This is a genomic window from Bacillus sp. HY001, from assembly GCF_007558965.1.
GTDB lineage: Bacteria > Bacillota > Bacilli > Bacillales > Bacillaceae_G > Bacillus_A > Bacillus_A mobilis.
The window spans coordinates 144,659-170,868 of record NZ_VLTE01000011.1 but is presented as its reverse complement, the minus strand read 5'-3'; the positions used below and the strand labels follow the sequence as shown (position 1 = coordinate 170,868).

Below are 26,210 nucleotides of genomic sequence, written 5' to 3'. Positions count from 1 at the left end.
GTATAAGTTATATATCTATCTTATACTGATTAGTATTTGAACACATCGAATTTTTCCGAACAGCCCGATTCCTATCTAACTTCTTTAATTTCCATTCATACAAGATAAAATTCTATTGTCATTTGACATGATATTTACGTAAATCTAGGCTTTACTTAATTACAAATTCTTAATTTTGTATATCCTTTCTTGCAAGTTTAGGTTTCTTTTGAGAATGTGGTATATTTACATGTCCCGAAGCAGCCACGGATTGTCTCCTTTCCTTCCTTGACAGTTTAGGCTTCTTTTGAAAATATAATTCTTTTAAATGTCGCGAAGTAATACCTTGTTTTTTGAAATCAAAGTAAAAATACAAATGTGTACTTAGCGCTAAGAACACAACGGAAAAAAATGAGGCGAGAATGATTAATAAAATAGCCAAAGCCTTTTGGCTCAAAATTCCAATACTAATTTGACCAATTATATAACCTAAGCTTGAAAAAAATAAAATTTTAGGGATTTTCACATTTTGATCGGTTATCCCTCTTAAGCGAGCTGTAAAATATTTAATCCAGAATAATTCAGATTTATAAACAATTAAACTATATGCAATAAGCGATAGAATAAAAAATAAAGGTGAATCTATTTTTAAGAATTCATAAGCTAACTTTTGCACAGCTATAAAACTACAAAATGAAATACTTAACGAAACAAATCCAGAATATAGTAAATGTTGCAATTGAGGCTGCCGAGGCTTATGAATAGAAACCCAAATTCCCCATAGATTACATATCACATAAAATGGAAAAGCTGCGTAAGAGTATATATTGTACGGTGGAAATATGAATAAAATGATGAGTAGCATAAAATTCATGATAACCCACACAAAGGCCCCTACAATATTTCTTATATCAAATGGTATTAATATTCGCATACAATCAACTATGTTTTTGCCATTATATTTGTCCATTATGCATCCCATCCATTTCCTTCCTCTTCAAATCAACATATACCCATATATATACTCCAGATATACTAAGCACAATAGCAAATAAAGAAAAGACTAAAATTAAGACCGTCGCTAAACCGTTTTGTGATAATGTACCTATACATATTTGTCCAATAACATATCCCAATCCTGATAAATAAACAATTGGAGAAATTTTTATATTGTCATTTTCTTCATTGTTTAATCGCCTTAAAAAACTTTTCATTCCAATAGAAATTAATTTATAGATTGTAAGAATGTAAAGCAGAAAAGTAACAATAAAAAACAGAGGTGTTTCAATTTTAATAAAAGTATATGCAAGCTTTTGAATCACTATAAAGCTTCCAAAAGAAAAAGTTATTCCCATAAATCCATTATATAAAATGTGTACCAACCTTGGCTCATTTGGTTTATAAAAAAATACCCATACTCCCCATATATTAGCAATCAAAAGAAAAGGTAAAATTATATATAAGTATATGGTAAAGGTTGGAGGAAATAAAAATGGGGTCAAAATCATAAAATTAATAACTACCCACACCATAACGACACTCGATCTTACACTGCCAGGCATCAATTTCTGAATAATTTGTTCTGTGCTTTTCCCGTGATATTTTTCCATATTACTCTCCTAAAAACTAAAAAATTTTATCTAAAGTTGCTCCGATTACAATCGTAACCTCATTATCAAATATGCTAATTCATACATATATTTATTTGACAAAAATAAATTCAACATTCAAACAATTCAACTCTCTAGCGTAATATATAATCTCTAGGAAAAATAATACAATAAAAAGATAATCTAATCTAGCGATAGATATAATTTAAAACTAAAAACTTAAAAAATTCTAATAAAAAAAGGGGGGGTAATTTAAAATAATGCCTCTACACTACATAATTTTTATTAGCTAAAAAATAGAAGCACCGTCCTATATAAGACAATACTTCCATAGCTACTTAAAAACTACATAATAAATTACTCATTACCTTCTCCAGTATTACATCTGGATTTACCACTGCTTTTTCCGAACGCCATCCAATAAAGCCGTCTGGTCTAATTAATACAATTCCTTCATTTTCTATCCCATATAATTCACGAAAAACATTTTCTTGAGCAATAAAATCTCCGCTTAACCCTACTCGATACACATTAATATTTATCCCTAATTTAGATGAAACATCATATACGGCTTCAGCCCAAGAACTATTGTCTACTCCAGTAAGTAATACAAAATTGTTACCAAATAAGTCTAATATAGAAACTTCTTTCCCTTTATACATCCCCCAAAAGTGCGGTGCTCGTGTTCCAGGTCTTCCATTCAAATCTACGATATCCATTCTATGTGGAGTGGCTGATTCATCTAGTATTGCTTCTGAACAATAGTGATACCCAACAGTTACAGCTAAACCATCCATATTATTCAAACTGCCTTCCTCCCTATTTGCAGCACGGAACAATAAACTACTCGCATACTCCGTCGTTAATTTTGCAACAGGATATCTCTCTTTATGATATGTTTCTAACAATTTTGGATTTGCTTTCCCTTTTATAACAGCCGCTAATTTCCAAGCTAAGTTATGTGCATCTTGTATGCCTGTATTTGAACCAAATCCTCCTGTTGGCGGCATAATATGTGCTGAATCACCAACTAAAAAGATTCGATTATCTTGAAATTTCACGGCTGTACTTTCGGTTGCTTCCCACGGTAAAACACTTACTATTTCTGACTCGATTTTTGTACTTCCAATTGCTGTTTGAATGATTTGTTTACAACGTTCTATAGTGAAATCCTCTGGTCGCTCTCCTTTTAACGGATCGTAGGATACATGGTAAATCCATCTTCTTTCGTTATCAACTGGAATAAGTGCACCAAGAACTTCCGAATGAAGTACCATAGTAAAACCAAATGCATCTCCTTGTATAAACTCACTTAAATCCGCTTCAAAATAAACATTCATATAATAACCACCGATTGTACCTCGTCCCTCAGTACTTATCCCTAGCTGCTCACGTATTTTACTTTTTGCCCCGTCCGCTGCAATTACATAGTCACAATGAATAATACTTTCTTCTTCCGTTTCACGATTCCGAATCGTTGCTATTACTCCGTGCTCATTTTGTTCATAAGAAACTAATTCATGATAAAAAGATAATTCTCCGCCTAATGTTCTCGCTTTTTGTAACATCATCTCTTCTAAAATAATTTGATAACAAGCCGTTTGTTTTGATGGACTAATCTCTTCTATTTTTTGAAGTAACTTTTCATCGTTTCCATACTGAGTGGCCCTCATTTTTTCCAATTCTTCCTTATTCGCCTCAGCTATTGTATGAACTGCTATTCTTCCTCGACAATTTTCTAACGCTTTCCCCGCCGATCTAATTCTTTGTGCTAAACCTAATTCTCGAAATAACTCCATCGTACGAAAAGTGATTCCACCTGCCTTTGGATGAATTGCAGTAGACTGATGCCTTTCAATCAGTAAAAAATTTACGTTATGTTTTGCAAGGAATAGCGCAGATGCTAATCCTGATAATCCTCCTCCAACAATTAAAACTGGTACATCATTCGATTTCATATATTTACCCTCCACATCATTGTTCTGAGCTCAGTGACATAAATATAATCAAAAAAACAACAAAGATATAGACTTATATTTCATTTTAAATTATCATATAGATAGATTACGCCCCAAATTACTTTTACTTTTTCATACATCTATAATCTGTTTGAATTATGCGTGTATGAAAGAGTAAAACGAAACAACTCACTTTAGTAGATACCAAAATAATAAAAACATGATAAGCGGTCGTAACCCTATAAGTTATACAGGGTGAGACCGCTTATTTTGTTAAAACTCTTATCCTCTGTAAAAAACATATTATGAAATCATTTTCTATTTTTGAAACTTCAACCATTCTAGTATGTAACCCTTTTCTACCCCCTACCATTTTCAACACAAAAATTTCATTCGTCTCGATTTTCTTTCCCAATATTGCAGCTCATTCAACAATCATGTAGCATTACCCTATCGATGTAATGGTTCATCATCTTAAGCCTTTCGACTAATTTTTTGGAGGTAAAGTGATTGAAATGAATAAACAAGAACAATTAAATGTTATAAAAAAAGATTTTATTGATTCTCAAAAAGTATTATTGGCAATTGGCGATGAAACACGTCAAGCTATTTTGTTCGTTCTCATGGAAACGGAATGTCAAACCGGATTACGTGTAGGCGAAATTACGAAACAAACACACCTTTCTCGACCAGCGGTATCACATCATCTTAGAATTTTACGAGAAGCCGGTATTATTTTAATGCGAAAAGAAGGTACAAAAAACTTTTATTATATTGATATACGTACAAAATTAGGTTTATTAAAAAATCTTGTATTAGATATAGAAAAGCTATTGCACAACTTTTATTGAGATTTGGAGGTATAAGAAATGAAAGCAATGATAATTGATAAATACGGGAAAGTTCCAATGCGTATGGCAGAGGTACCTACTCCTGAAATAAATGAATATGAAGTGCTCGCAGAAATTCATGCAGCTAGTATTAACCCGATTGATTTTAAAATACGCGATGGAAAAGTGAAGATGTTACTTAAATATGAAATGCCCCTAATCCTTGGGAATGACTTTTCCGGTGTCATCGTAAAGGTTGGATCAAAAGTAACTCACTTTAAAGTCGGTGATGAAATATACGCACGCCCAAGAAAAAATAAGATTGGCACTTTCGCAGAATATATAGCCATTCACGAGGATGATGTAGCCTTAAAACCTAAAAATTTAAGTTTTGAGGAAGCTGCTTCGATTCCACTCGTTGGCTTAACATCATATCAAGCATTACATGACATCATGCACTTACAAAAAGGACAAAAGATTTTAATTCACGCTGGTTCTGGTGGTGTTGGTACTTTCGCAATTCAGTTAGCAAAAATAATGGGAGCTACCGTTACAACGACTGCTAGTGAAGCTGGTTCCGATTTAGTAAAGTCTCTTGGTGCAGATGAAATTATTAATTACAAAACAGAAAAATTTGAAGAAATGCTAAAAGATTATGATGCAGTATTTGATACAATCGGCGGTACAACACTTGAAAAATCATTCGATATTATAAAAGACGGCGGCAACATTGTTTCCGTTTCAGGAATGCCAAATGCTCGTTTCGGTAAAGAATTTGGTTCTGGATTTTTTAAAACACTCTTATTTTTATTAGCAAGTAAAAAACTTACTGCACTTGAAAAAAAGCATAATGCGCAATATTCATTTTTATTTATGAAACCAAGCGGAGATCAATTACGTACTATCGCAAACTATATTGAAGCTGGTGAAATCAAACCAATAATCGATCGAGTTTTCCTTTTTGAAGATGCTCAAAAAGCAATGGAATATTCAGAGGCTGGAAGAGCAAAAGGAAAAATAATCGTAAAAATAAAATAAATATAAAAACTCCATTTTTTTAAAATGGAGTTTTTATATTTGCTGTTAAATAGACATAGTGCAATGAAGTCCTTACAATAGATTGCAAGGGGAAATATCATATTATACTTTTAGCTAATTTTACAAAGAATACATACGTACAAATACATAATAAAAAAATAAACAAGGAGGAGATAAAATGACTAAAAATAATGAAGCTGGTTGGAATTTAGATAATAGTTATACGACTCTGCCGCAATCATTTTATACAGAAATCCCCCCTACTCCCGTAAGTTCACCGGAGCTAGTTAAACTAAACCATTCACTAGCAATATCTCTTGGCTTTAATCCTGAAGAATTGAAAAAAGAAGTTGAGATTGCAGTTTTCGCTGGTAATGCACTCCCAGAAGGAGCTCACCCATTAGCACAAGCGTATGCCGGTCATCAATTCGGACATTTTAATATGTTAGGCGACGGTCGTGCTCTTTTAATTGGCGAACAAATTACTCCTTCAGGTAAACGTTTTGATATTCAGCTAAAAGGTTCTGGTCCTACTCCGTATTCACGCCGCGGTGATGGTCGCGCTGCACTCGGTCCGATGCTACGTGAGTATATTATTAGTGAAGCAATGTATGCACTCGATATTCCGACTACTCGCAGTTTAGCAGTTGTCACAACTGGCGAACCAACATATCGTGAAACAAAGTTACCTGGAGCAATTTTAACTAGAGTCGCTAGCAGTCATATACGTGTCGGCACATTTCAATATGCTGCAGCTCGTGGTTCTATCGAGGATCTTCAATCACTAGCTGACTATACAATAAACAGGCATTATCCAGAAATTGAGGCTCATGAAAACCGATATACTGCATTACTACAAGAAGTTATAAAGAAACAAGCAAGTCTCATCGCTAAATGGCAACTTGTTGGATTTATTCACGGCGTCATGAACACTGACAATATAACAATCAGTGGGGAAACGATTGATTACGGGCCTTGTGCTTTTATGGACAATTACGACCAAGGAACTGTATTTAGCTCTATCGATACACAAGGTCGCTACGCATATGGAAATCAGCCATATATGGCCGCATGGGATCTGGCACGATTAGCAGAATCTTTAATACCGATTCTGCACGAAGATGAAGAAGAAGCATTAAAAATTGCTCAAGACGAAATTTCTAAATTTAGCGTACAGTATGAAAACCAGTGGTTCCTTGGAATGAAAAAGAAATTAGGACTATTTAGCAACGAGGAACACGATCACTCCCTTATTGAGCAACTTTTAAAAATGATGGAGAAATTTAAAGCAGATTACACAAATACATTCCGTTCATTAACTCTTGATACGATCTCAAATACAGCTCTATTTGAGAGTCCTGAATTTAAAGAATGGTACACACTGTGGCAATCTCGATTAGAAAGACAAGAAGAATCGAGAGAAAACGCCTACGAAATGATGAAAAATAATAACCCATCCATCATCCCAAGGAACCACCGTGTAGAAGAAGCACTAGAAGCAGCTGTCACAAATGGCGATTATAGCGTAATGGAGAAACTTCTTGAAGCGCTATCCAATCCTTATGCTTATACTACAGATCATGAAGAATACTGCGTTCCACCTGTACCGACGAATCGTCCTTATCGTACTTTTTGTGGGACTTGATTATTTAATATCTTTTAATGTGCTTTCAATTTTTGAAGGCACATTTTTTAACATAAGCATAAATCGTACATATATCACTATTCCAATCCTATTAATTGATTATCTTCGTGAAAAATGTTGAGAAATATAAGTTTTTCTTTTTAGTATTATTATTTTTGTTATTATTATTTATAAGAATATTCTAAAAAGGAGGAATCTTCATGTTTACACCCACTAAAAGTGAACAAATCACACAACTATTAAACGAATGGTACATAGAAATCCGTTTAAGACGCATTGATAGCGCAAACCGTTTTAAAGAACAAATAGATAATAAAATCAACATTTTAAAAAAAGAATATCCAAAAGGTATACCTGATCAAAACTTATTACTCTATTATTCTCTACTAAATTTCCGATACAATTATTTAATTGATAACTTAGGCGTCTCTAAAGACAGCTTTAATAAAATTGAGTCGTTTGAAATTCCAACAAATAATTTCTTATCATATTACTATCATTTCTTTAAAGCTATTCACTCAGATGCAATTGGAAACTATATACTTGCGAGAGAACATTATGATACAGCTGAAGCTTTGCTTCAATACATTCCAGATGAAATTGAGAAAGCAGAATTCTACTATAAACTAGGATATTCCTACTATGATAATCAACAAGCACTTCAAGCCATCAAAGAAGTAACAAAAGCTAAAGATATGTTTTCTAATCATCTAGGATATGAAGTGAATGTAGCTTTTTGTGATAATATTTTAGGTTTAGCATGTATAAATTTAAAAGAATGGGAACTTGCTGAAGAACACTTTACAGCAGCAATGAATAAATTCCAAAAAACAGGAGTAGAAAAATTCATTTTAATGGTTCGACATAACTTAGGATGGATGTATTCAAATCAAAACCTTAATGCATTAGCTATTCGTTATCTCTCCGAAGTTGTCGAGAAATCCCCAAATCATTATAAAGCTATCTTTGCTAGCGCTTTAGAATACTATAAATTAAAGGAAATTAGCGTTGCAGACGAGCTAATAAAAAGGGGATTAAATATTAGTAACGAACTAAAACAAGAGGAGTTTCAGCATCGCTTTATGATTTTACAAGAATTAAATAACAGTTCATCTGCTAAAACATTTGAAAAAATAGCATTAGCAGGAATTAAATATTTCGAGCGAGAAGAATTATATGAAGATGTTCAGGAACAATACGAAACATTGGCAATTAAATTCTATGATGAAAACGAACATTCTGAAGCAAGTAAATATTTTTATATGGCATTACAAGCAAAAAAACAAGCAAATGCTAAAGGAGGATTAAAATGAAAAAGTTACTCTTAAGTTTTATGGGAATCGTTACAATTCTAGCATTTAGTACTGGTATAACAAGTCCAACAAAGTTAGATCATTCTAATACTAAGATACAAAGCCTTTCTGTAGGTGATGGAGGCGGTTGATCTATACATTTTTTCACACAAAAAATGAAGTCATGCATTATTGTATGACTTCATTTTTATTCGTTGAAACTTTCGCTTCTTTTTCTTAGCTCTCTTATTTCATTTCCATTACCAAAATCAATAATATATAACTTATCTTTTCTATTACAACGAATTCCACATCATCATTCTAGCAATCCCCCTACTCCCCGCACTATCAACTTTCTCAAGTTCCTCCACAACTAAATTCCGTCTCTCCACAGAATGATTTTGGCTTAACTTCGCTTTTCCTTCTATTTTATTTATCTTTATTTTGAATCCAACTATTCCCCTACTTAGGCCTGCCATATAATTCGAATCTACCTCATTTAGCGAGTATGTACTCTGTGGCTCTTCATATTTATGTACTAACTCTTGAAGTGAATTTAATAATTCCTGTTCATCCTCAACAATTTCTAATTCACCGTATACATGCACTGCAACGTAATTCCATGTTGGTACTGCATTGTTTGTTTCATACCACGATGGCGATATGTAACTGTGGGGTCCTTGGAATATAGCAAGCACGTGTTGATTCCCACTATCTTTCCACTGTTCATTCGGACGTGCGAAATGGCCATGTAAAGTTAGAGTTTCCCTATTTAATAACAAAGGCAAATGCGTTGCATATGGTTCCCCGTTATGTTGAGAAAATAATGTCGCAAAGCTATTTTGTTCCATTATTTCGTACTTCATTTCTTCATCTTGTATTGCGAAATATTTTGGTATATACATAAGTTCCCTCTTTTCCGATCTTTTATTTCTAATTATATTTAAGTCTCGTAGCATTCAACAGGGCCAGTTTATATTTGTTTTATAATGGCAGCTTTCTAAAAAGAATAGGCATCATGTATTCCATGCCGCCTTAGTTAATTTTTTCTAATATATTTGTAATAAATGCCGTCTTACCTTTACTATAGCTCGCTCTATTTTTCGACTCTCTTGCTAACTCTTTCTTTAAACTCCCATATTCAACAGCAACGTCTTCATGTTCACGAAGGTAATCCCGAAACGCTATATGTTTTCTTAACTCTTCACTATTTTTGTCACAAACATATAAATGATGTTCCATCCAAAGTGTATTTTCTTCACTCCACGGAACGAAAGCATCCTTTCTACCAAACGCCTCTCTTCCTTTGAAGCTCCAGTCTGCTTGATGGTAATACCCTATCGTTTCAAGTCTTTTTACTACTTCAGGAAAAATTTCATAATCTTCTATTACTATATCAATATCTAATATTGGTTTTGATACAAGTCCTTTAACAGCTGTACTACCCACATGTTCAACGGACAAAACAAGTTCTTCCATTGCATTGTAAATAATAATTTGTAATTTATTAAATTCATTTTCCCATTTGATGTTATATTCTTCGATAGTAATTCTCTGTTTCAATGTATCCCTCTCCTCAAAAACCATTATAACCTTTGAATATGAGTATCCTTAAAATCAGTCTCATATTTCAATCCATATCCACACATTCGATCCATTCCAATATGCGCTGTCCATATTAAGCCAATCATTATAACGGTATCTATCTTAAAATATACACCTATGATAGCTATTACTATCGATATATTATATGTGTGAAAAATATTATAAATTTTAGCACCTACATGATTATTTATCCCATACGCCAACATTGATAAATCCGGAGCTAAAAGGAATACCCAAAATATAATCCAACTAAATTCATATATCGAATACACATAAATCGTGGCTAGGAAAACAACTAGCCCTTCAATATGTACAATACGCTTTTGCATTATTCATCATTCCTATTTTTCTATATTTACCGATACATTTTCATCACTGAAAGTATTCTTTGCATTTTTTGACCAGATGGTTGCTAAAATCGGCCCTGCAATGTTATGCCATACTGCCGCTAATACACTTGGAAGTGCAGCCGCTGGTCCAAAATGTGCTGTTGCCAGCGCAACACCTAATCCTGAATTTTGCATTCCTACTTCTATTGAAATAGCTCTTCTTGTCCCTTCGTCTAGTCTCAGTACGAACGCTGTTATATATCCGAGTAAAAAGCCAAATGCATTATGGAGCATAACTGCAATAAAGATAAGAAGACCTGAAGAAGTAATGCTACTTACATTCGCTGAAACCACCGCTGAAACTATAATGATAATTGCTACAACTGATATTAAAGGAATAACAGTCATTCCTTTCGTAACAGTTGTAGGGAAAAACTTCTTCACTACTAACCCTAAAATAATAGGTAGGATAATGACTTGTACGATAGAAAGAAACATAGACATAGCATTCACTGGCATCCATTGGCCTGCAAGTAATAATAAAATAAGAGGTGTAGCAATTGGTGCTAGTAACGTTGATAACGACGTCATTGCAATAGACAACGCTAAGTTCCCTTTTGCTAAATAAACCATAACATTTGATGCAGTGCCACCCGGTACCGAACCGAGTAACACTAATCCAGCTGCTAATTCAGCTGGCAGATTCATAACGTAGGCTAGTACGTATGCGACAAGTGGCATAATAATAAACTGAGCACATACACCGATAATAACTGGCAATGGTTTTGTAGCAATGATTTTAAAATCAACAGCCTTTAATGTTAACCCCATCCCAAACATAACAACTCCAAGTAAAATCGTTATGTAACTAGTTAACCCTAGAAATGGTCCAGGAATGAAATATGCAATAGCTGCAATACAAATAACCCAAAATGCAAAATACTTTCCAGCTATATTACTTATCGCTTCTAGTACTTTCACCCCATCATCCCCTATCCTTCAATTGAAAAACTTTATTCGGATTCAAAATATTTTGCGGATCAAGAGCTTTCTTTATTTTTTCCATTACGAGTAATGCCGCCCCATGTTCTTCTTCTTGATACTTCCGTTTCCCGATTCCAACGCCATGTTCTCCCGTACACGTTCCCCCTCGTTTAAGCGCATATAAAACGATACTTTCATTTATTTCGTCACCCTTTTCCACTTCTTCTTTATCGTTCGGATCAATCATTAAGAGTACGTGGAAATTACCGTCCCCTACATGACCAAGAATACCACCAACAAGACCTACTTTATCCAACGTCTCTTTCGCATGTTGGATTGCACCAGCTAATTCTGAAATTGGTACACATACGTCTGTACTCATAAGCTTTTTACCAGGATAGCTATGAACGTAAGAATATGCTAGATTATGCCGTGCATCCCATAATTTATTTCTCGCCGCAGTTTCTGTTTCAAAAGCAACTTCTTTACATTTATGATCAAAAACAATTTCCTTCGTGAATTCAATATCTTGCTTTAGACCTGCTTCATTACCGTGAAACTCTAAAAATAGCGTAGGTTCTTCCCTGTAACTTGTTTCATTATAATGATTTACTTGTTTCATAGATAATTCATCTACAAGTTCAATTCTCGCAATTGGAATACCCGCTTGTAGTATATTAATCACAGCTTCTACTGCATCATTTATAGTTGGAAACGATGCTCTCGCAGCCATAACATGTTCTGGTATGCCGTATACTTTTAAAGTTAGCTCTGTAAAGCATCCGAGCGTCCCTTCTGATCCTACGAAAACACCATTTAAATGGTAACCTGATGATGACTTCGCTGCTAAATTTCCAGTATGTATTACTTCCCCATCAGCAAGAACGACTTCTAAATCACGAACTTGATCACGCATTACCCCGTATTTAACTGCTGTCGTTCCGCTCGCATTTGTAGCAGCCATTCCACCTAACGTTGCATCTGCTCCTGGGTCTACACTAAAAAACAATCCATACTTTTTCAATTCTTTATTAAGCTGAGAGCGAGTCACTCCCGGTTGTACTCTTACAAGAAAATCTTTCTCTCTTATTTCGAGTATTTTATTCATGAGCGAAAAGTCCATTGTAATTCCTTTTTCATATGGAATAACATGCCCTTCTAAACTAGAACCTACCCCGAAAGGAACGACAGGTTTTTTATGTTCACTCGCTACTTTCATTAATCTACTAACCTCTTCAGTCGTTTTCGGAAAAACTACTACATCAGGTAAACTACTAGCATGATAAGATTCATCTTTACTATGTAACTCTCTTACTGTCGTATTTACAACTACTCGATCTTCGGGAAGTACACCCTTTAATTCATTTACTAAACGCTCTACCGTTATTTCCATCGTATACTCGCCTACTTCCTATAAATTTGAATTACAAAATATGTTAACTTATTTCATACATAATAATCGGAAAAATTAAATAATTCAAGTTTTATACATATAAAATTCGATTCCCACTGTCGAATAAACAAAAAGAACTTGCAACAATTGCTGCAAGTTCTTTTCTATAAAGTGAAACTTTAATCAGTGGGGGGATTCATCCCCCCACTGATTATCAGCCCTCACCAATCGGGCTTTTACGGGCAGTTGATCCTCTACCTAACTTCTTTGCTTTCGTTCAATTTTGAGGTGAGGGTCTTACTGCCCGTTAATGCGGGATAAAACTACATTTTAAATGACTTCTTTATTAGCAACATAAACCAAACTAAAGTAACTGCCATTAACGAATGGGAAAACCCAACAATGTAAGTTAACCCTTTAAAGTCCGCTCCATTTAGCTGAAGAAGCCCTCTTGCTGCCAATGAGCCTAACATTAAAGTTAATGCAATGTTATGTAAAACAAACCACTTATTAAAACTTTTCGCTTCATGAAACGCGAATACTTTTGCTAATCCTAAAGCAATTAAAAAGAAGAAAAAGCCGAGTACAAGTGTATGTGTATGCAAAAGATTTAACAAAGTAGATCCTACAATTCCCTTATACTTTCCATACTCCCTAGCGAAAATCCCCGATAATAAACCGATAATCAAATACGTAAACGATGCATTATATAATTTTTTCATTATGTACCTCCTTGAGTAGAATGTGTAGTGTGTCATATTTAGTAATAATGATAGTTATATAGTAATGACTCCTAGTTACCTAGGAGTCATTGTATAAGTATCTCACTCTTTACAATCAATCCTAATTATAAAATATCCCTTTATACAAAACAAACGAACTTTATGTGAACAAGTAGAGCATAATGAAAATATGTTGCACTTTTGTATTTCGCAACCCATACTAATTGTTATAACTATTAAAGGTGGTGCAATGGATTGATAGTTCTTGAAACTGAACGACTCGTTCTTCGCTGGTTTGATATAAAAGACGCTCCATTTATTCTTGAATTAGTAAACGATCCTGCATGGATTCAGTTTATTGGTGATAAAAGGATTAAAAACTTAGACGATGCAAAAAAATACATCTTAAACGGACCAGTTGATATGTATAATAAAATGGGCTTTGGTCTTTACTTAGTAGAGCGAAAAGAAGATCTCACTCCACTTGGTATGTGCGGTCTTATTAAAAGAGATTCATTAGAAGATGTCGATATCGGCTTCGCCTTTTTAGAGAAATTCCGTTCAAAGGGGTATGGCTTTGAATCCGCTTCTGCTGTAATAGACTACGGTGTACAGAACCTAGGTATGAAACGAATTTTAGCAATTACTACTATTGATAACATCAATTCAGGAAAGCTTTTAGAAAAAGTAGGATTGCAGTTCGAAAAGATAATTTCAGACTCAGGTGAAGATTTAAAATTATTCGGGTATAACGCGTAGAAAAAGGTCGCCATTCATGGCGACCTTTTTTACTGATTTCGGAATAATATCTTGAGTTACATTATAGTTTGCATCAATTATTACAATTACTAATGTACCTTTTAGTTTCACGATTTGGAACTTTATAGAAATAAACCCTTTACTTTCGAACTAATTATATTAATATATTAAATAAAGGAAGTGAGAATAAATGGAACAACATGATATTAATTCTTTAGAACAACCACTATTTTTTCTAGTTCTTCAATTCATTGCATTTATATTAATCATTTGTATCGTATATGGAATCTTGTATAATGTCGTATTGAATTTAAATCTGCCTAAATGGACTGCACACATGGTAGCTACCGCATTTTCCCTTGGTATCGCCTATCAGACTTTTATAAATTTCATTTAATTTTTCTATAATGCGTAACAAAAAGGTCGCCAATCACGGCGACCTTTTTTCTATTTCACTTCTACCGTATAATTCCCTGTTCCCCCACCATACTGATACACATGTAAATAATATTTCCCTGGATACGTGTAGTAACTTCCTACTAACTTATTTCCTTCTTGCTGAGCATACGTAACATAATTATTTAAATCTGCTTCTGAATAAAGAACCCAGTTTACTCCTATATTATTTTCCTTCGTTACATTAATTTGTAGGTTTTTCGCCGTTTCTATATTAATTTCAAAGTAATCACTCGTGTCACCATTTCCTAAACTAGCACGTAAAACTTGATTTAATTGCAGTTTATTCGCTGTCTGGAATGAGTTATTTGGCTCTTTTTCTACACTGTTATCTTCTTTCTTTTGAACAGTTACATTCGTTGTAACCGTATTCGTTAATCCTTTGTCATCTGTTACTGTTAATTTTGCCGTATATGTTCCTTCTTTTGTATACACGTGAATCGGATTTTGTTCATTACTTACAGTACCATCACCAAACTCCCATTTATAAGCAACAATTTTTCCATCTTCATCTTTTGATCCATCGCTTTTAAACGAAATTGCTTCATTTATATTTCCGCTATATGGACCATTTATAACCGCAACTGGTGCCTTATTCACAGTACCTTCTTCTGTATTAATACCGTGGAATACAACATCATATTCAAATTGTCCTGATGCATTTACACGATAATTTACAAAATACGCTGTTACTGTTTTATAGCCTGTCCATTCTTTTGCACTTAAACGTTTTAACGTATCATTCACGTTTTGTGTAATTGTTTTCCAGTCTTCATATTCCCCTTTTGCAGTAGTACCTGTATACGTTCCTTGTAGTGTAAATGTATTAAAGAACTGTGATTTATTTTTCTTAACTGATACATTACTTAATTTTGCTTCTGCTGTAATTTCTGCCGCAATATCTGAAACTGGTTTTGGTGCATGTGTTGCTAAATAATCATTTGATACTAATGGAACATTATATTTCTCACGGTTATCGACTAACATTTGCATATAATCTTGATACTCTTTATTTAAATTCGCATCTTTACTTAATGCAGAACGGTATGCATCATATGCTGTTACATCATTTTTTCTAATAAGATCATGAATTTTGTCAAACATATCATATCTCTTATTGTACATGTACGATTGTAAAGCGAAGGAATAATTATAGAAATCCCACGTTCCATACTTTGCATTTAACGTTCGCTCTGCCGTATAACGTTCTGCTGGATTTGAAGATATCCCTCCTATAATACTCTTTCTCGGTACAACATTATCTGTTCTCGTTGCCCCTGCAAAAAACTCCGCATTCCCTTCTTCAAACCAAGATAATCTCTCATTCTCATACATCTTACCTTGTCCCCAAAGTCCTGGTACTTCATATCTACCTTGCAAGTAATGCGTGAACTCGTGTCGGAACAATTCTTCTAAACTATAAATACTTTCTTCTGGCGTACGCTCATAAGTAAAGAACGTACCTGTTCCTTCTATATAAAGGCCACCGTTATTCGTTTCATATCCGTATAATTGACGATTAAATTGATACTCAGCTGGACTATTATAAATAACCATCGTTAATACATCATCAGGATTTCCTTTTTCTAAAGGTTGATCACTTTCAACCGTACGATGGAATTGTGCCTTCACTTCTTTTGCCGCCCAATATAGACGTTTTACTTTTTCTTCTGTCACTTTATCTCCAGCTTTTAAAACAATTGCACCATCATCAAACGTATACGTTTTCGGCAAATATTTTTTCTTCCCATCTTCTCGTATTTGATCTAAATTAACAACATTTCCATTTGCATCTTTCCCGCCATAATTCGTCGCGATTTGCTCAGCCGCTACGAAATATTGCTCTCCTAAATACGGATACATTTTCATCGCGTCTGTTACAACTTGCAATCCTTTCGTTCCTGTACTATGGAACGTACCAAGTCTACCTGTATAATAAATACCATTATTAATTAACCAACCATTCTTCGCCGTCACCGTTCCAATTAAGGCAAAACGACTTAATTCATTAATATAGCTATCAATTTTTTGGTACCATACTGTATCTTTCGGTTCCTTTCTCGTATCGTACAAATACGATTGAATGTCGTAATCCACACCTTGCATAATATCGTAAATCGCATTTCCAGCTGATAGATTGTCTACCAATGTAGAAAAATTATCATTATATTGTTTAAAAATCTTTGCAGCTGATGTTATCGTTTCCATATCACTCGAAGCATTTCCTATTAATTTTCCGTATGATGATACAACTCTATTTTGTTCTAACGTACCGAGTTTGAAATTCGAGTTATTCGCAATCGTTTTTAATGCAGGTAAGCATTTATCATGATAGCTCCGCTCATTTAGTTTACTTAATTCTGTATGATAAAATCCTAAATAAAATCCTGATCGTAATACCTCTACTAAAGTTTCAATCCCTTTTGAATCATCCTTCGTATAAGCTTGTCCTTGCTGCTTCAATTTATCAATAATTGCCTGCATCCTACTATCATTTTGATAGAATGCAAGGCTATCCTTATTAAATTGAAATAGACCCGTAATTTGCTCCCAATCAATTGTTACAAGTAAATCTACTAACTGCTGATTACTTAATTGATTTAATTCAGCAATTGTATAAGTTTTCGCTGCAGCTAATTGCTTACTTTCTTTTTTCACTTCAGGTGGTCTTTGCGACAAATCAGCAAGTTGTAGCCTTTTCTCAAAAGACTTATTTTCAAGCACTTTTGATGAATGAGCTAATTCTTGCACTGGTAATTGTACACCAACCGGCTCCATTTTGAGCACATTCCGATAAGAAACTTGCTCTCCCTTTGTACTTTCTGCCAATGTGCTCCCTTGGAAACTCCCTAACATTAAACTAGCAAAACTTACCCCTACTAACACTTTTTTTGAATAGCCTTTCATGCTCTCCCCTACCTTACATTTTTTAGTGTCCCGCACCATTATTTTACTATTCTTACTTTTTATTCTGTATTGAGAAAAAATAAGGGAACGTTCACACATGTATCCATGCCTAGCAAAATTAACACTTGACTTTATGTGAATTTTATATCAAAAAAGATAGATAATAGCGAAATTCCTGCTACATCTATCCTCGTTTTCAACGCTATGATTTTAACTTTATAAACGTAACTTCCGGTAATGTTTGCATATGCTGAATAAATTCATTCTTTTCTTCTGACGATATATTTTTCAGCTGCATCCCTACCTTATAAACTATTTCTGTACCTTGCTGTAAAGCTTCTACTTCATATGAAAGTATTGGAATACCTTTCACTTGTAGCATTTCTACTATTTGTTGTACCACTTCATGTTTATTTATACACATTTGCACTGTTATATTTTGCGGAAATAAAAATTGCACCTTAAAAATACGACTCACAATCTCTAAACCAATTAAAACGAGAATCGTCGCTCCAATCCCTACTACATACATGCCAGCACCAATTGCTAATCCAATTCCGGCTGTAGCCCATAAACCAGCTGCTGTCGTTAATCCTTTCACCGCCTGCTTTTGTATAATAATTGTACCTGCACCTAAAAACCCTACACCACTAACAACTTGCGCTGCAATACGGCTCGGATCAAGAGCCATATGTTCCTCATTCATAATATCTGAAAAGGCATATTTTGAAACGACCATTATTAAAGCACTTCCTACCGCTACTAGGAAATGTGTTTTTAATCCCGCCTCTTTTGATCGAATTTCCCTTTCAATACCAATTATTGCTCCTAACAAACCCGCAACACCGATTCGTATAATTAGATCAACATCTACACTCACGAGTCCTTCCCCCTTTCGTTCATTATAGATAGATAAAACAAAAATTATCACACACATCTATTTATCGATATAAAAGCATTTCATTAAAATATACTTAATATCCCAGGTGATTTATGTTAATATTTTTAATATTAACATAAAATGAATTCAATCTACTTTTTATACGAAAAACCATAAACTGTACTTTCCATTTAAAAACGAGATATGGATTGCATAAAATGAGGTTGAGAAAATTAAGAAAACGTTTTCATTTTGTGTCGTAATTTTTTAAAAATACTACATAAATAAAGGGGATTACCAACAATGAACGTCTCTTTACTAACACCTACTACTGATTTACAAGAAGAATACTTAGATTTTTATAAAGAATGGAAAGATAGCGGTGAAACGATGATTCCATGGGTTATCTCAAAAGATCCATCTAATTTCACGGCAATGATTCAAGAACTTCACGATGCGCATAACGGCATAAATCTTCCTGAATCTTGGGTACCAGACTCTACATATTGGCTCGTCACAGATGAAAATAAAATTGTAGGGGCTGTTAATATACGTCATAGTTTAACCGAACATTTATTTAACGCTGGAGGTCATATTGGTTATGGCATTCGCCCTTCTGAAAGAAGAAAAGGTTTTGCTACGAAATTATTAGAATTATCTCTAGAAAAAACGAAGGAATTAAACATCGAGAAAGTACTTGTCGTTTGCGACGAAGTGAATACTGCTTCTGAAAAAACAATTTTACATAACGGTGGGCTTCGTGATGATGATTTCACTGAAGAAGATGGAAATGTAGTAAGAAGGTTTTGGATTAATCTATGAAAAAGTCATCCAATGAAAATAATCTTATTATAGAGAAATATAGTAGAAGTAACGAGCTAAAAGGAAAACAACTTATTGATTTATATAGTGAAGACTCTTATCTATTTAACTTATTACGAGATAGTAAAACAAAATGTGCGTATGTTGCCTGCTATAGAAAAGATGTAGTAGGCATCTTTTTCACTTGGAACAGTAGCTTCCATCCATACTGCACATACTTTCGAATATATACGAACCCTCTCTATTCAGAGCTACACATAGAACAATTTTTATTAAACGAGATTCTAAAACGAGAAAACTTCAAATTACCATTACAAACCTCTATATGGGAAACATCGGCTCATTTACAAGCCTATTATGAAGAACATAATTTTACGGAAATCCGAAGAACTTATATGCCAATGTTAGACGTACGAAAAATCATCCCTATCGATACAATGCTTCATTCGGATTATGATGTACAAAGCTTATCAAATATCTTGTCCAATAATAGCTTCTTTGAAAAGCTAGCTCACTTAGTAAAAACGAATTATGAGGATACTCACCTAGCAAATCCGGTTGCCTCATTCTCGCTCGAAGCTTGGAAAGAACAGATCTTAGCTGATGACGCATTACTAGATGGGAGCTTTGTAATGGTAGATGAAGAGAATGAAATTATTGGGTACTCTTTCCTCCATACATCAGAAAAGGCTAATACAGTAGAACTAGGATGGGGCGGGACCCACACTAAAGAAAACTTACCTTTACTGAAACTTCTCGTTTTCAAACAAGCTATGTATGCAAGTAAACACGGTTATTCTTTCATTCAAGGTGAATTCGATTCAACGAGTATATATGCAATGGAAATATTAAAATCCTTTCCTTTCAATCCTTGTGCTACTTGGATTACGTATCAAAAAGAAGCCGGAAAGTGATTATACACCTTCCGACTTCTTTTATACTGTTTCTATTTCAAACTGCACTGTAATACCACTAGGATCTACTACTGTAAATCCGTTTGTACTTTCGTTTACTTTATGTTGTTTTTCTATTAATCTTTCTTTCACTTCATCTAACGCTTCTTTATGCGGTAATACAATTGTATACACTTTAAGTCCAGTTGCATGTGCGGGTGGGTGTGGATTATTTACGCCGTTCCACGTATTTGCACCTATATGGTGATGATATCCTCCTGCTGAAATGAATAAGCAGTCATCTTCGCGTTGTTGCACTTCAAACCCTACTGTCTCTACATAAAACTCATGTGACTTCTCTACATCAGCTATTCGTAAATGTACGTGCCCAACGACAGTATTAGCAGGTAATCCATCAGCCTCATAATCAACGAGTGTTGCCAGTTCTTTTAAATCTAGCGGCGTACTTCCTCCTGGTCCTTCTCCCCATTGATCACGCGGACGGTCTGCGTAAATTTCAATACCATTTCCCTCTAAATCTTGTAAATAAAACGCTTCGCTATACGTATGATCACTTGCACTATTAAACCTTGAAATTGGTAAAATTTCATTAGAATATGTATAACGCCCTTCTTGTTCAGCTGGGCTATCAATTACATTCTTGTTACGAATCACCCCAAATAAAGCCGAAGCAAAGGCTTCACGAGTCGGAACTAAAAAGGCTACATGATATATACCAGTCGTACGCGGCTCTTGCAGCCTCCCATCCTCTAACTTTTCAAGAACAAGTAACGTGCTCTCTCCACCTTTTCCTGATAAATACGCTTTATTCGCCTCTTGCTTAATTACTTCTAAGCCTACTACATTCTCATAAAAAGCAATTTGGCGCTCTAAATCTTGCACTTTAAATTCAACATGACCAATACGTGTTTGCGGATGAATTTGTATCATGAATAACTCCATCTCCTTATCTCAATATTTTTCCATTACATATTGCCGTTACTTTGAAGGATACAACTAAAATCATCCTATGTAAATAAGAAAAGTCAGAATTTATACACATTTTTATTTTCATAATAAAAAAGTCACCTCTTCTAACTTTCAGAAAAGGTGACTTTTTAGCTCTTATTTCATTTTATGTACTTCAGCAACTAACTTTCCACCTTGAATGCCCATATAAAGTTTCACAGGTGCATCATTCGTGTTTTCAAATACTAAGTCTAAGTATGGATATGCAATTGTAGCATCTCTTCCTTGTGGAACATAACCTACCGTTTTAGAATGTGTTGTTCTCTCTACCATTTTCAAACCAGCTTGATCTGCTGCATTGTATAATGTTGATGATGTTTGACAAACACCGCCGCCATATCCATCTACTAATTTACCATCTACAATTTCTTTTCCTAATTGATATCCTTTATCCGGCGTTGTATCACCAATTAATGCATTGAAAGAGAAACTGTCTCCTTTTGCTAATACAACTCCATTTATGCTCGCTGCTGACAAACGGATATTCTCAATACGGCCACCTGCTGAGCCACCTAAATTCGTTTCATATCTACCAATTACCGTACCACTTCCTTGCGCATCACTTAGTGTTGCAGTAGGCTTTTTCTCAACAATAGGTAATTGATATGAAGAATCCCACATACCAACATTTAATAATTTATCTACTAATTCTTTTTCCATTAATTCATAAGAAGGTTTTCCTTCCTGCCAACTTCCATCAGATGCTAAACGTGAAGGAACCATCTTTTTGTCAACGTTTTTACCAACTTCCTTAGCAACCTTCGTTACCGATTTTTTAAATTTTGCTTCGTCTTCAAAATAACCTAGACTCGATAAATCTAGCTTTTTCACTTCCGCACCAGTTCGACCATCCACTAAACTAATAGAATCCTGAACCTCTGCTTTAGCCTCTACCGTGTGTCCACCAATATCACTTACTAATGCAACATCACTTACTTTTGCACCACAACCACTCACTATAGCTACACATAACACCCCAACTAATATACCCTTTACTTTACGGAACAATATACTCTCCCCTTTTTCCCAATATTACTTTTATGTATTATTTCATTTTTATGTATGTTTTGTTACAATCATTTTACAATATATTTATAAATTGTTACAAGTTATTTTTTACTCTATATAAATTACCCTTTTCTTTTCCAAATGTCTATACATATTTACATAAAAGTTTGAGTTTGATTGAATTGTAACCTTTATGTAACCTCATTATATTATCCAGTATATACCATAAAACGAACGAAATACAAATGTAAAAACTCCATATTCTTATTTATAAAGGAACATCCTGTGAACATAAAGTGAAACTTTAATCAGTGGGGGTTTTCTTCATCCCTCACTGATTATTAGTTGAACCAATCGGACTTTTAGAGGCAGTTGATCCCCCACCTAACTTCTTTGCTTTCGCTGCATTTTGAGGTGGGGATCTTACTGCCCATTAAAGCGGGATAAATAGGTATTTGCCGTGCCACCGCTCCGCTTTTGCACATACATTATGGTGAAATTAACCTATTTTAAAGAAATGGAGGATGTTTTATGTACCCCTACAATCCATACGATCCATATAACCAAAATGGTTATCAGCCTCAATATGATTTACAAGCACAATACCAACAATATATAGATCCGGTAGAACAAGTTAATCCATATGATCAAAATCGACAATTCCAACTTCCAATCTCTTTTCCTGGTACTGGAAACCGTCAACTAGAAAGACGAGTAAATGAGCTTGAACAAAGAGTACGTCAATTAGAAAACACGGTTGAGCGTCATACACGTAGATTAAACCGCTTAAACCAACGTTTACGTACAATAGAAAATAGACTAAACATTCCATTTTCAGCATTAGAAGACGGATTTTAATTTCGAAAGTAAAAAATATATGAAGGAAGGGGCTCCCCCTTCCTTATATAAATTGACGAAAGTTTTTTCCATCTCTATACTGATAAGAGTTAATGAAATGAAACAAGGTGATAAATATGGATTTTGAAATAAATTATCTTTCCTTTTATGTTGTACAAGTAGAAGGAAAAGGTGAAGCTGTTGATAAACGCTACAAACATTTTCAAACATTAGACGCTGAAGAATATGAAGATAGCTCCTTAAAAGAATTTTTGAATGGTGAATTATTAAAAATTTCAAAGCGAAAAGTAGAACGTCATGCGAAAACAGAACAAGCTCCGACAAAGATCGGTCGCTTCATTGTAGAAGAAGGACACGAACTTGATTCAAACCCTCATTACAACCTATTTAATCGCATTCGCTTTGCAGAAACTAAAGAAAACTTTAAAGATATGAGCGAACCTCTCGTTTATACATATCTTGACACAAGTGCTGTACGCGGTGGTGTATTTTTAATTGCGCAAGCAAAACTACGCAAATACTTTGATGATCCATTCGTTTTCGTTATGAAATGTGACTTTGAACCGAAAGTTGCTTCAATTTCAGATGAATCTACACTGATTCGTAACGTTGAAATGGCCATCACAACAAAAAACATGAAATCTATCCAATATCCGTACATGCCTGAAGAAGGTATGGTCGAAGTGGGCGAATTAAAAATTCACCAAGCATCACACGCCCGCTACTTTGAAGACTTCTTAAAATTCGTCGAATACGAACGCTCTATGCCTGAAATTATGAAAACACAAGTAATGGACATGGTATACGACCAAATTGAAGATGTATTTGAAGAAGGTACGGAAGAACGCGAACAATTCGACCAAGCGATGGAAGTATGGGCTGCCAGTCCGAAACGTGAAATTATGGAACAATTTTCAACCGAAGAAGTAATGGAAGCTACCGCTCAAATCGTCGAGCATGCTCCTGAAGTGGAATTAAAGCTAAAAGCAGACCATATCTCTGTAAAGGCTCTACTGGCTGATTTCGGGGATCAAATACATATCGCAAAGGTAAATGACCGATACGTATTAATGATTGAGGCTGATACACTTACGTTTGAGAAAGGCTTCTCTCCAATTGAGTTTCTGAAGCCGGATGAGTTGCAAGATGTGATTGAACGGATTGAGAATAAGCAGCAGTATTCTTATGACCCGAACGGGATTGAATAAAGTGAAACTTGAATCAGTAGGAGTTTTGTTTATCCCCACTGATTATTAGTTGAACCAATCGGGCTTTTACGGGCAGTTGATCCCCCACCTAACTTCGTTGCTTCAGCTGAATTCTAAGATGGGGGGTCTTACTGCCCGTTAATGCGGGATAAATGCTTCCATATAACTATTTTTCCTGAGCGCTGTTAACAAGCGCTCTTTTATTTGGGGCATAGTTGATATTTATAAAAAAACCGATTCTACTAAGAATCGGTTGCTCTGTTTTATAACAATATATGCTTATTTTTTAACTCAAGATGACATTTGTTGCGGAATCTAGTAGATTCCTTCCTTTGTTGTACAAGCGTATTTCCATTAGAGTAGTCACTATGTATGTGATTAAAATGAAAATTTCACTTTACTACCTCAAATTTATTGTACTCGTAAAAAGATAATTGAAAACGATATTCTGGATGCTCTCTCACCCAATCGTAAGCTTCTTCTAAAATATCCATTTTGTTTTGTAAGTCATTCAGTTCACTACATTCGTCCCTTTTCTGTTTGCACAGAGGGCAGAATCCATTCACTATTTCGGCACTCGTTGCCCTAATAGTTTTACTTTCTAAGTCAACTACTAGACGAAGAAGAAGAGAATGCTCTTCTTTTGTAGTCACGGTCATTTCAGCAATCCCATCCTCATTCCAAAAGACTCCATTTAAGTCCATCTGTACCGTGACGTCTTTAATATCCATATCTATCACTATCGCACCTCCCTTATATAAAACTCTTACCTTACTCTTCGATTTTAATCTTTATTACACCATGATTTAAAGATATATTAAGCGTTTTCCAATTCTTTTTTTTGCTATAAAAGGAAGTGTAATTAGTGCTAATAGTGTAGTAAATATTATCCCAAAAACTAAGACGGTTAAAATGTTAAAGATTGCTTCCATTTAACCCTACCCTCTTTCATTACTATGAGTTCTTATCAATATATTTCGAATTTATTACCATACCTTAATTTTCAAAGCAATTATAACGGCCCAATTCCAACAAATCCATTCCTACTTAATATGAATACTTTATTCATCCATCAATACAATGACGTTAAATTTATATAACTAGAAATAGAGGAGAATGTCATTTAACCTCTACATTCTCCTCCATCTCAGCCAAATGCCTAATCTGCCTTTCCGCCTTTCTAACCGCCGTAGGAAAATGCTTTTTCAATCGTTCTATTGTAGATTCGCTTATATAGTATCTTTCCGTTATATTTTCCCACGTGTCACTATTTTCAAATGTACTCCAAATGAAAGGACGCTCTGTATTTTTTCTCATTTCTTTAAATACCCATTTGCGCATCTTTTTTTTCGCTTTTTCTGTTAGTTTTCCGTTCTCTACAAGTTCAAGTTCACCATGTCTTTTGTACCGTTTATGAATATCTCTCTCGCTATATACTTTAAGAAGTATCTTGGCTGTATTTTCAGCATCTGCTAATGCTCGATGTTGCTTCCCTTCCCATGTTAAGCCGAGCTGTTCTACTGCAAATTGTAAACTTGGTGTATGCTCAAATAGTTCTTCATACGCTTGGAAAACAAATTTCTGTAAATCAAATTTTCTCTCTTTTTCCATACATGGGCATTCTACACCGTGTAACGTACAATCATGAGATAGAAAACGATAATCTTCTCTTCCCCACGAAACAAATAGAGAGTCTTCTCCGATAAACTGAATAAATTTCTCTATAATTTGCGGAAATTTCTCCACACCAATTAAATCTTCCTTTGTAATTCCCGTTAATTTTGTCGTATGACGAGTAAGACGTGCACTCGGTTTTACTAACTCTGAAAATTCTCCAATTACCTTCATTGTACTTACTTCTATTTTTACAGCCCCGATATCAACTATCTCTGACGGATCTTCTGATTTATACGGCCTAAAATTTCTCTCTATATCAAACACAATAAAATGTGTAGCGTTTTCCAATTTATTTACCTCTTTCTACATTCCTTTTCACACACATACT

Annotated in this window: 26 protein-coding genes; 11 read left to right on the top strand and 15 right to left on the bottom strand. The window is 34.5% G+C overall.

The features are described from left to right. Window positions 1-169 precede the first annotated feature (169 nt). From FOT98_RS08635 to FOT98_RS08625, 3 genes are all read right to left on the bottom strand, one after another. A complete protein-coding gene (locus FOT98_RS08635; protein WP_063262600.1) occupies window positions 170-949 on the bottom strand; it encodes a hypothetical protein in 780 nt (259 codons plus the stop codon). Next, window positions 936-1,589 carry a hypothetical protein gene (locus FOT98_RS08630; protein ID WP_063262537.1) on the bottom strand — a complete coding sequence of 218 codons (654 nt, stop codon included), beginning with the start codon at window positions 1,587-1,589 and terminating at the stop codon, window positions 936-938. Before FOT98_RS08630 ends, FOT98_RS08635 begins: the two co-directional genes overlap by 14 nt. 338 nt (window positions 1,590-1,927) lie before the next feature. Then, on the bottom strand, window positions 1,928-3,547 hold the full coding sequence (locus FOT98_RS08625) for an FAD-dependent oxidoreductase (RefSeq protein ID WP_063262536.1): 1,620 nt from the start codon (window positions 3,545-3,547) through the stop codon (window positions 1,928-1,930). Window positions 3,548-4,053: 506 nt separating this feature from the next. Here FOT98_RS08625 and FOT98_RS08620 point away from each other — a divergent pair. The 5 genes from FOT98_RS08620 (at window position 4,054) to FOT98_RS08600 (ending at window position 8,504) form a co-directional block, all read left to right on the top strand. Next, window positions 4,054-4,398 (top strand): ArsR/SmtB family transcription factor, encoded by a 345-nt coding sequence (locus FOT98_RS08620; RefSeq protein ID WP_000571875.1) that lies wholly within the window; start codon window positions 4,054-4,056, stop codon window positions 4,396-4,398. 18 nt (window positions 4,399-4,416) lie between these two features. Further along, window positions 4,417-5,415, top strand: coding sequence for an NADP-dependent oxidoreductase (locus tag FOT98_RS08615; protein ID WP_063262535.1), 999 nt, complete (start codon window positions 4,417-4,419; stop codon window positions 5,413-5,415). Between the two features lie 178 nt (window positions 5,416-5,593). Then, a complete protein-coding gene (locus tag FOT98_RS08610) occupies window positions 5,594-7,060 on the top strand; it encodes a protein adenylyltransferase SelO (RefSeq protein WP_063262534.1) in 1,467 nt (488 codons plus the stop codon). A gap of 200 nt (window positions 7,061-7,260) precedes the next feature. Continuing rightward, on the top strand, window positions 7,261-8,373 hold the full coding sequence (locus FOT98_RS08605; RefSeq protein WP_063262533.1) for a response regulator aspartate phosphatase: 1,113 nt from the start codon (window positions 7,261-7,263) through the stop codon (window positions 8,371-8,373). Continuing rightward, entirely contained in the window at window positions 8,370-8,504 is a 135-nt protein-coding gene (locus FOT98_RS08600) for a Phr family secreted Rap phosphatase inhibitor (protein WP_000735069.1), read from the top strand. The genes FOT98_RS08605 and FOT98_RS08600 overlap by 4 nt, the downstream gene beginning before the upstream one ends. Window positions 8,505-8,648: 144 nt before the next feature. On the opposite strand, the gene FOT98_RS08595 is transcribed toward FOT98_RS08600, so the two are convergent. The 6 genes from FOT98_RS08595 to FOT98_RS08570 form a co-directional block, all read right to left on the bottom strand. After that, the gene (locus tag FOT98_RS08595; RefSeq protein ID WP_063262532.1) at window positions 8,649-9,257 is read right to left on the bottom strand and encodes an FMN-binding negative transcriptional regulator; all 609 of its coding nucleotides are present in this window, start codon (window positions 9,255-9,257) and stop codon (window positions 8,649-8,651) included. A gap of 130 nt (window positions 9,258-9,387) precedes the next feature. Further along, entirely contained in the window at window positions 9,388-9,915 is a 528-nt protein-coding gene (locus tag FOT98_RS08590; protein WP_063262531.1) for a GrpB family protein, read from the bottom strand. Between the two features lie 23 nt (window positions 9,916-9,938). After that, entirely contained in the window at window positions 9,939-10,286 is a 348-nt protein-coding gene (locus tag FOT98_RS08585; protein ID WP_063262530.1) for a DUF4260 domain-containing protein, read from the bottom strand. A 12-nt stretch (window positions 10,287-10,298) separates the two neighbouring features. Continuing rightward, the gene (locus FOT98_RS08580; RefSeq protein WP_063262529.1) at window positions 10,299-11,267 is read right to left on the bottom strand and encodes a bile acid:sodium symporter family protein; all 969 of its coding nucleotides are present in this window, start codon (window positions 11,265-11,267) and stop codon (window positions 10,299-10,301) included. A 4-nt stretch (window positions 11,268-11,271) separates the two neighbouring features. Beyond that, window positions 11,272-12,663 (bottom strand): FAD-binding oxidoreductase, encoded by a 1,392-nt coding sequence (locus tag FOT98_RS08575; protein ID WP_063262528.1) that lies wholly within the window; start codon window positions 12,661-12,663, stop codon window positions 11,272-11,274. A gap of 323 nt (window positions 12,664-12,986) precedes the next feature. Then, a complete protein-coding gene (locus FOT98_RS08570) occupies window positions 12,987-13,385 on the bottom strand; it encodes a DUF2871 family protein (protein WP_061677712.1) in 399 nt (132 codons plus the stop codon). Window positions 13,386-13,640: 255 nt separating this feature from the next. Between FOT98_RS08570 and FOT98_RS08565 the strand changes: the two genes are divergently transcribed. Together FOT98_RS08565 and FOT98_RS08560 are read left to right on the top strand one after the other, a co-directional pair. Then, complete coding sequence (locus tag FOT98_RS08565; RefSeq protein ID WP_063262527.1) at window positions 13,641-14,144, top strand: GNAT family N-acetyltransferase; 504 nt, start codon at window positions 13,641-13,643, stop codon at window positions 14,142-14,144. Window positions 14,145-14,334: 190 nt separating this feature from the next. Beyond that, window positions 14,335-14,541, top strand: coding sequence for a hypothetical protein (locus FOT98_RS08560; protein WP_063262526.1), 207 nt, complete (start codon window positions 14,335-14,337; stop codon window positions 14,539-14,541). Window positions 14,542-14,591: 50 nt separating this feature from the next. Here FOT98_RS08560 and colA read toward each other — a convergent pair whose 3' ends face one another. Together colA and FOT98_RS08550 are read right to left on the bottom strand one after the other, a co-directional pair. After that, complete coding sequence (gene colA, locus FOT98_RS08555; RefSeq protein WP_063262525.1) at window positions 14,592-17,507, bottom strand: collagenase ColA; 2,916 nt, start codon at window positions 17,505-17,507, stop codon at window positions 14,592-14,594. Window positions 17,508-17,709: 202 nt separating this feature from the next. Continuing rightward, window positions 17,710-18,387, bottom strand: coding sequence for an MgtC/SapB family protein (locus FOT98_RS08550; RefSeq protein ID WP_063262524.1), 678 nt, complete (start codon window positions 18,385-18,387; stop codon window positions 17,710-17,712). 303 nt (window positions 18,388-18,690) lie between these two features. On the opposite strand from FOT98_RS08550, the gene FOT98_RS08545 reads away from it, so the two are divergent. After that, window positions 18,691-19,209, top strand: a complete 519-nt coding sequence (locus FOT98_RS08545) for a GNAT family N-acetyltransferase (protein ID WP_063262523.1) — start codon at window positions 18,691-18,693, stop codon at window positions 19,207-19,209. Continuing rightward, a complete protein-coding gene (locus tag FOT98_RS08540) occupies window positions 19,206-20,123 on the top strand; it encodes a hypothetical protein (RefSeq protein WP_063262522.1) in 918 nt (305 codons plus the stop codon). Before FOT98_RS08545 ends, FOT98_RS08540 begins: the two co-directional genes overlap by 4 nt. Before the next feature lie 21 nt (window positions 20,124-20,144). Here the strand turns inward: FOT98_RS08540 and FOT98_RS08535 are convergent, their stop codons facing one another. After that, complete coding sequence (locus FOT98_RS08535; RefSeq protein WP_063262521.1) at window positions 20,145-21,053, bottom strand: VOC family protein; 909 nt, start codon at window positions 21,051-21,053, stop codon at window positions 20,145-20,147. A 174-nt stretch (window positions 21,054-21,227) separates the two neighbouring features. Beyond that, a complete protein-coding gene (locus tag FOT98_RS08530; RefSeq protein ID WP_061677723.1) occupies window positions 21,228-22,139 on the bottom strand; it encodes a VanW family protein in 912 nt (303 codons plus the stop codon). A gap of 531 nt (window positions 22,140-22,670) precedes the next feature. Between FOT98_RS08530 and FOT98_RS08525 the strand changes: the two genes are divergently transcribed. Both FOT98_RS08525 and FOT98_RS08520 read left to right on the top strand, forming a co-directional pair. Then, window positions 22,671-22,997 carry a hypothetical protein gene (locus FOT98_RS08525; RefSeq protein WP_063262520.1) on the top strand — a complete coding sequence of 109 codons (327 nt, stop codon included), beginning with the start codon at window positions 22,671-22,673 and terminating at the stop codon, window positions 22,995-22,997. A 116-nt stretch (window positions 22,998-23,113) separates the two neighbouring features. Further along, entirely contained in the window at window positions 23,114-24,205 is a 1,092-nt protein-coding gene (locus tag FOT98_RS08520) for a DUF3900 domain-containing protein (RefSeq protein ID WP_000345047.1), read from the top strand. Between the two features lie 392 nt (window positions 24,206-24,597). Here the strand turns inward: FOT98_RS08520 and FOT98_RS08515 are convergent, their stop codons facing one another. Both FOT98_RS08515 and FOT98_RS08510 read right to left on the bottom strand, forming a co-directional pair. Next, a complete protein-coding gene (locus tag FOT98_RS08515; RefSeq protein ID WP_063262519.1) occupies window positions 24,598-24,945 on the bottom strand; it encodes a hypothetical protein in 348 nt (115 codons plus the stop codon). Window positions 24,946-25,324: 379 nt separating this feature from the next. Further along, entirely contained in the window at window positions 25,325-26,170 is an 846-nt protein-coding gene (locus tag FOT98_RS08510; RefSeq protein ID WP_063262518.1) for an exonuclease, read from the bottom strand. Window positions 26,171-26,210: the final 40 nt, after the last annotated feature.

Excerpts from the sequence above, each read along its gene's own strand:
- FOT98_RS08605 (WP_063262533.1), top strand. The coding sequence starts at position 7,261 with ATGTTTACACCCACTAAAAGTGAACAAATCACACAACTATTAAACGAA.
- FOT98_RS08610 (WP_063262534.1), top strand. The coding sequence starts at position 5,594 with ATGACTAAAAATAATGAAGCTGGTTGGAATTTAGATAATAGTTATACG.
- FOT98_RS08585 (WP_063262530.1), bottom strand. The coding sequence starts at position 10,286 with ATGCAAAAGCGTATTGTACATATTGAAGGGCTAGTTGTTTTCCTAGCC.
- FOT98_RS08525 (WP_063262520.1), top strand. The coding sequence starts at position 22,671 with ATGTACCCCTACAATCCATACGATCCATATAACCAAAATGGTTATCAG.
- FOT98_RS08600 (WP_000735069.1), top strand. The coding sequence starts at position 8,370 with ATGAAAAAGTTACTCTTAAGTTTTATGGGAATCGTTACAATTCTAGCA.
- FOT98_RS08560 (WP_063262526.1), top strand. The coding sequence starts at position 14,335 with ATGGAACAACATGATATTAATTCTTTAGAACAACCACTATTTTTTCTA.
- FOT98_RS08540 (WP_063262522.1), top strand. The coding sequence starts at position 19,206 with ATGAAAAAGTCATCCAATGAAAATAATCTTATTATAGAGAAATATAGT.
- FOT98_RS08570 (WP_061677712.1), bottom strand. The coding sequence starts at position 13,385 with ATGAAAAAATTATATAATGCATCGTTTACGTATTTGATTATCGGTTTA.
- FOT98_RS08630 (WP_063262537.1), bottom strand. The coding sequence starts at position 1,589 with ATGGAAAAATATCACGGGAAAAGCACAGAACAAATTATTCAGAAATTG.
- FOT98_RS08545 (WP_063262523.1), top strand. The coding sequence starts at position 18,691 with ATGAACGTCTCTTTACTAACACCTACTACTGATTTACAAGAAGAATAC.
- FOT98_RS08635 (WP_063262600.1), bottom strand. The coding sequence starts at position 949 with ATGGACAAATATAATGGCAAAAACATAGTTGATTGTATGCGAATATTA.
- FOT98_RS08615 (WP_063262535.1), top strand. The coding sequence starts at position 4,417 with ATGAAAGCAATGATAATTGATAAATACGGGAAAGTTCCAATGCGTATG.
- FOT98_RS08625 (WP_063262536.1), bottom strand. The coding sequence starts at position 3,547 with ATGAAATCGAATGATGTACCAGTTTTAATTGTTGGAGGAGGATTATCA.
- FOT98_RS08575 (WP_063262528.1), bottom strand. The coding sequence starts at position 12,663 with ATGGAAATAACGGTAGAGCGTTTAGTAAATGAATTAAAGGGTGTACTT.
- FOT98_RS08520 (WP_000345047.1), top strand. The coding sequence starts at position 23,114 with ATGGATTTTGAAATAAATTATCTTTCCTTTTATGTTGTACAAGTAGAA.
- FOT98_RS08595 (WP_063262532.1), bottom strand. The coding sequence starts at position 9,257 with ATGTATATACCAAAATATTTCGCAATACAAGATGAAGAAATGAAGTAC.
- colA (WP_063262525.1), bottom strand. The coding sequence starts at position 17,507 with ATGAAAGGCTATTCAAAAAAAGTGTTAGTAGGGGTAAGTTTTGCTAGT.
- FOT98_RS08535 (WP_063262521.1), bottom strand. The coding sequence starts at position 21,053 with ATGATACAAATTCATCCGCAAACACGTATTGGTCATGTTGAATTTAAA.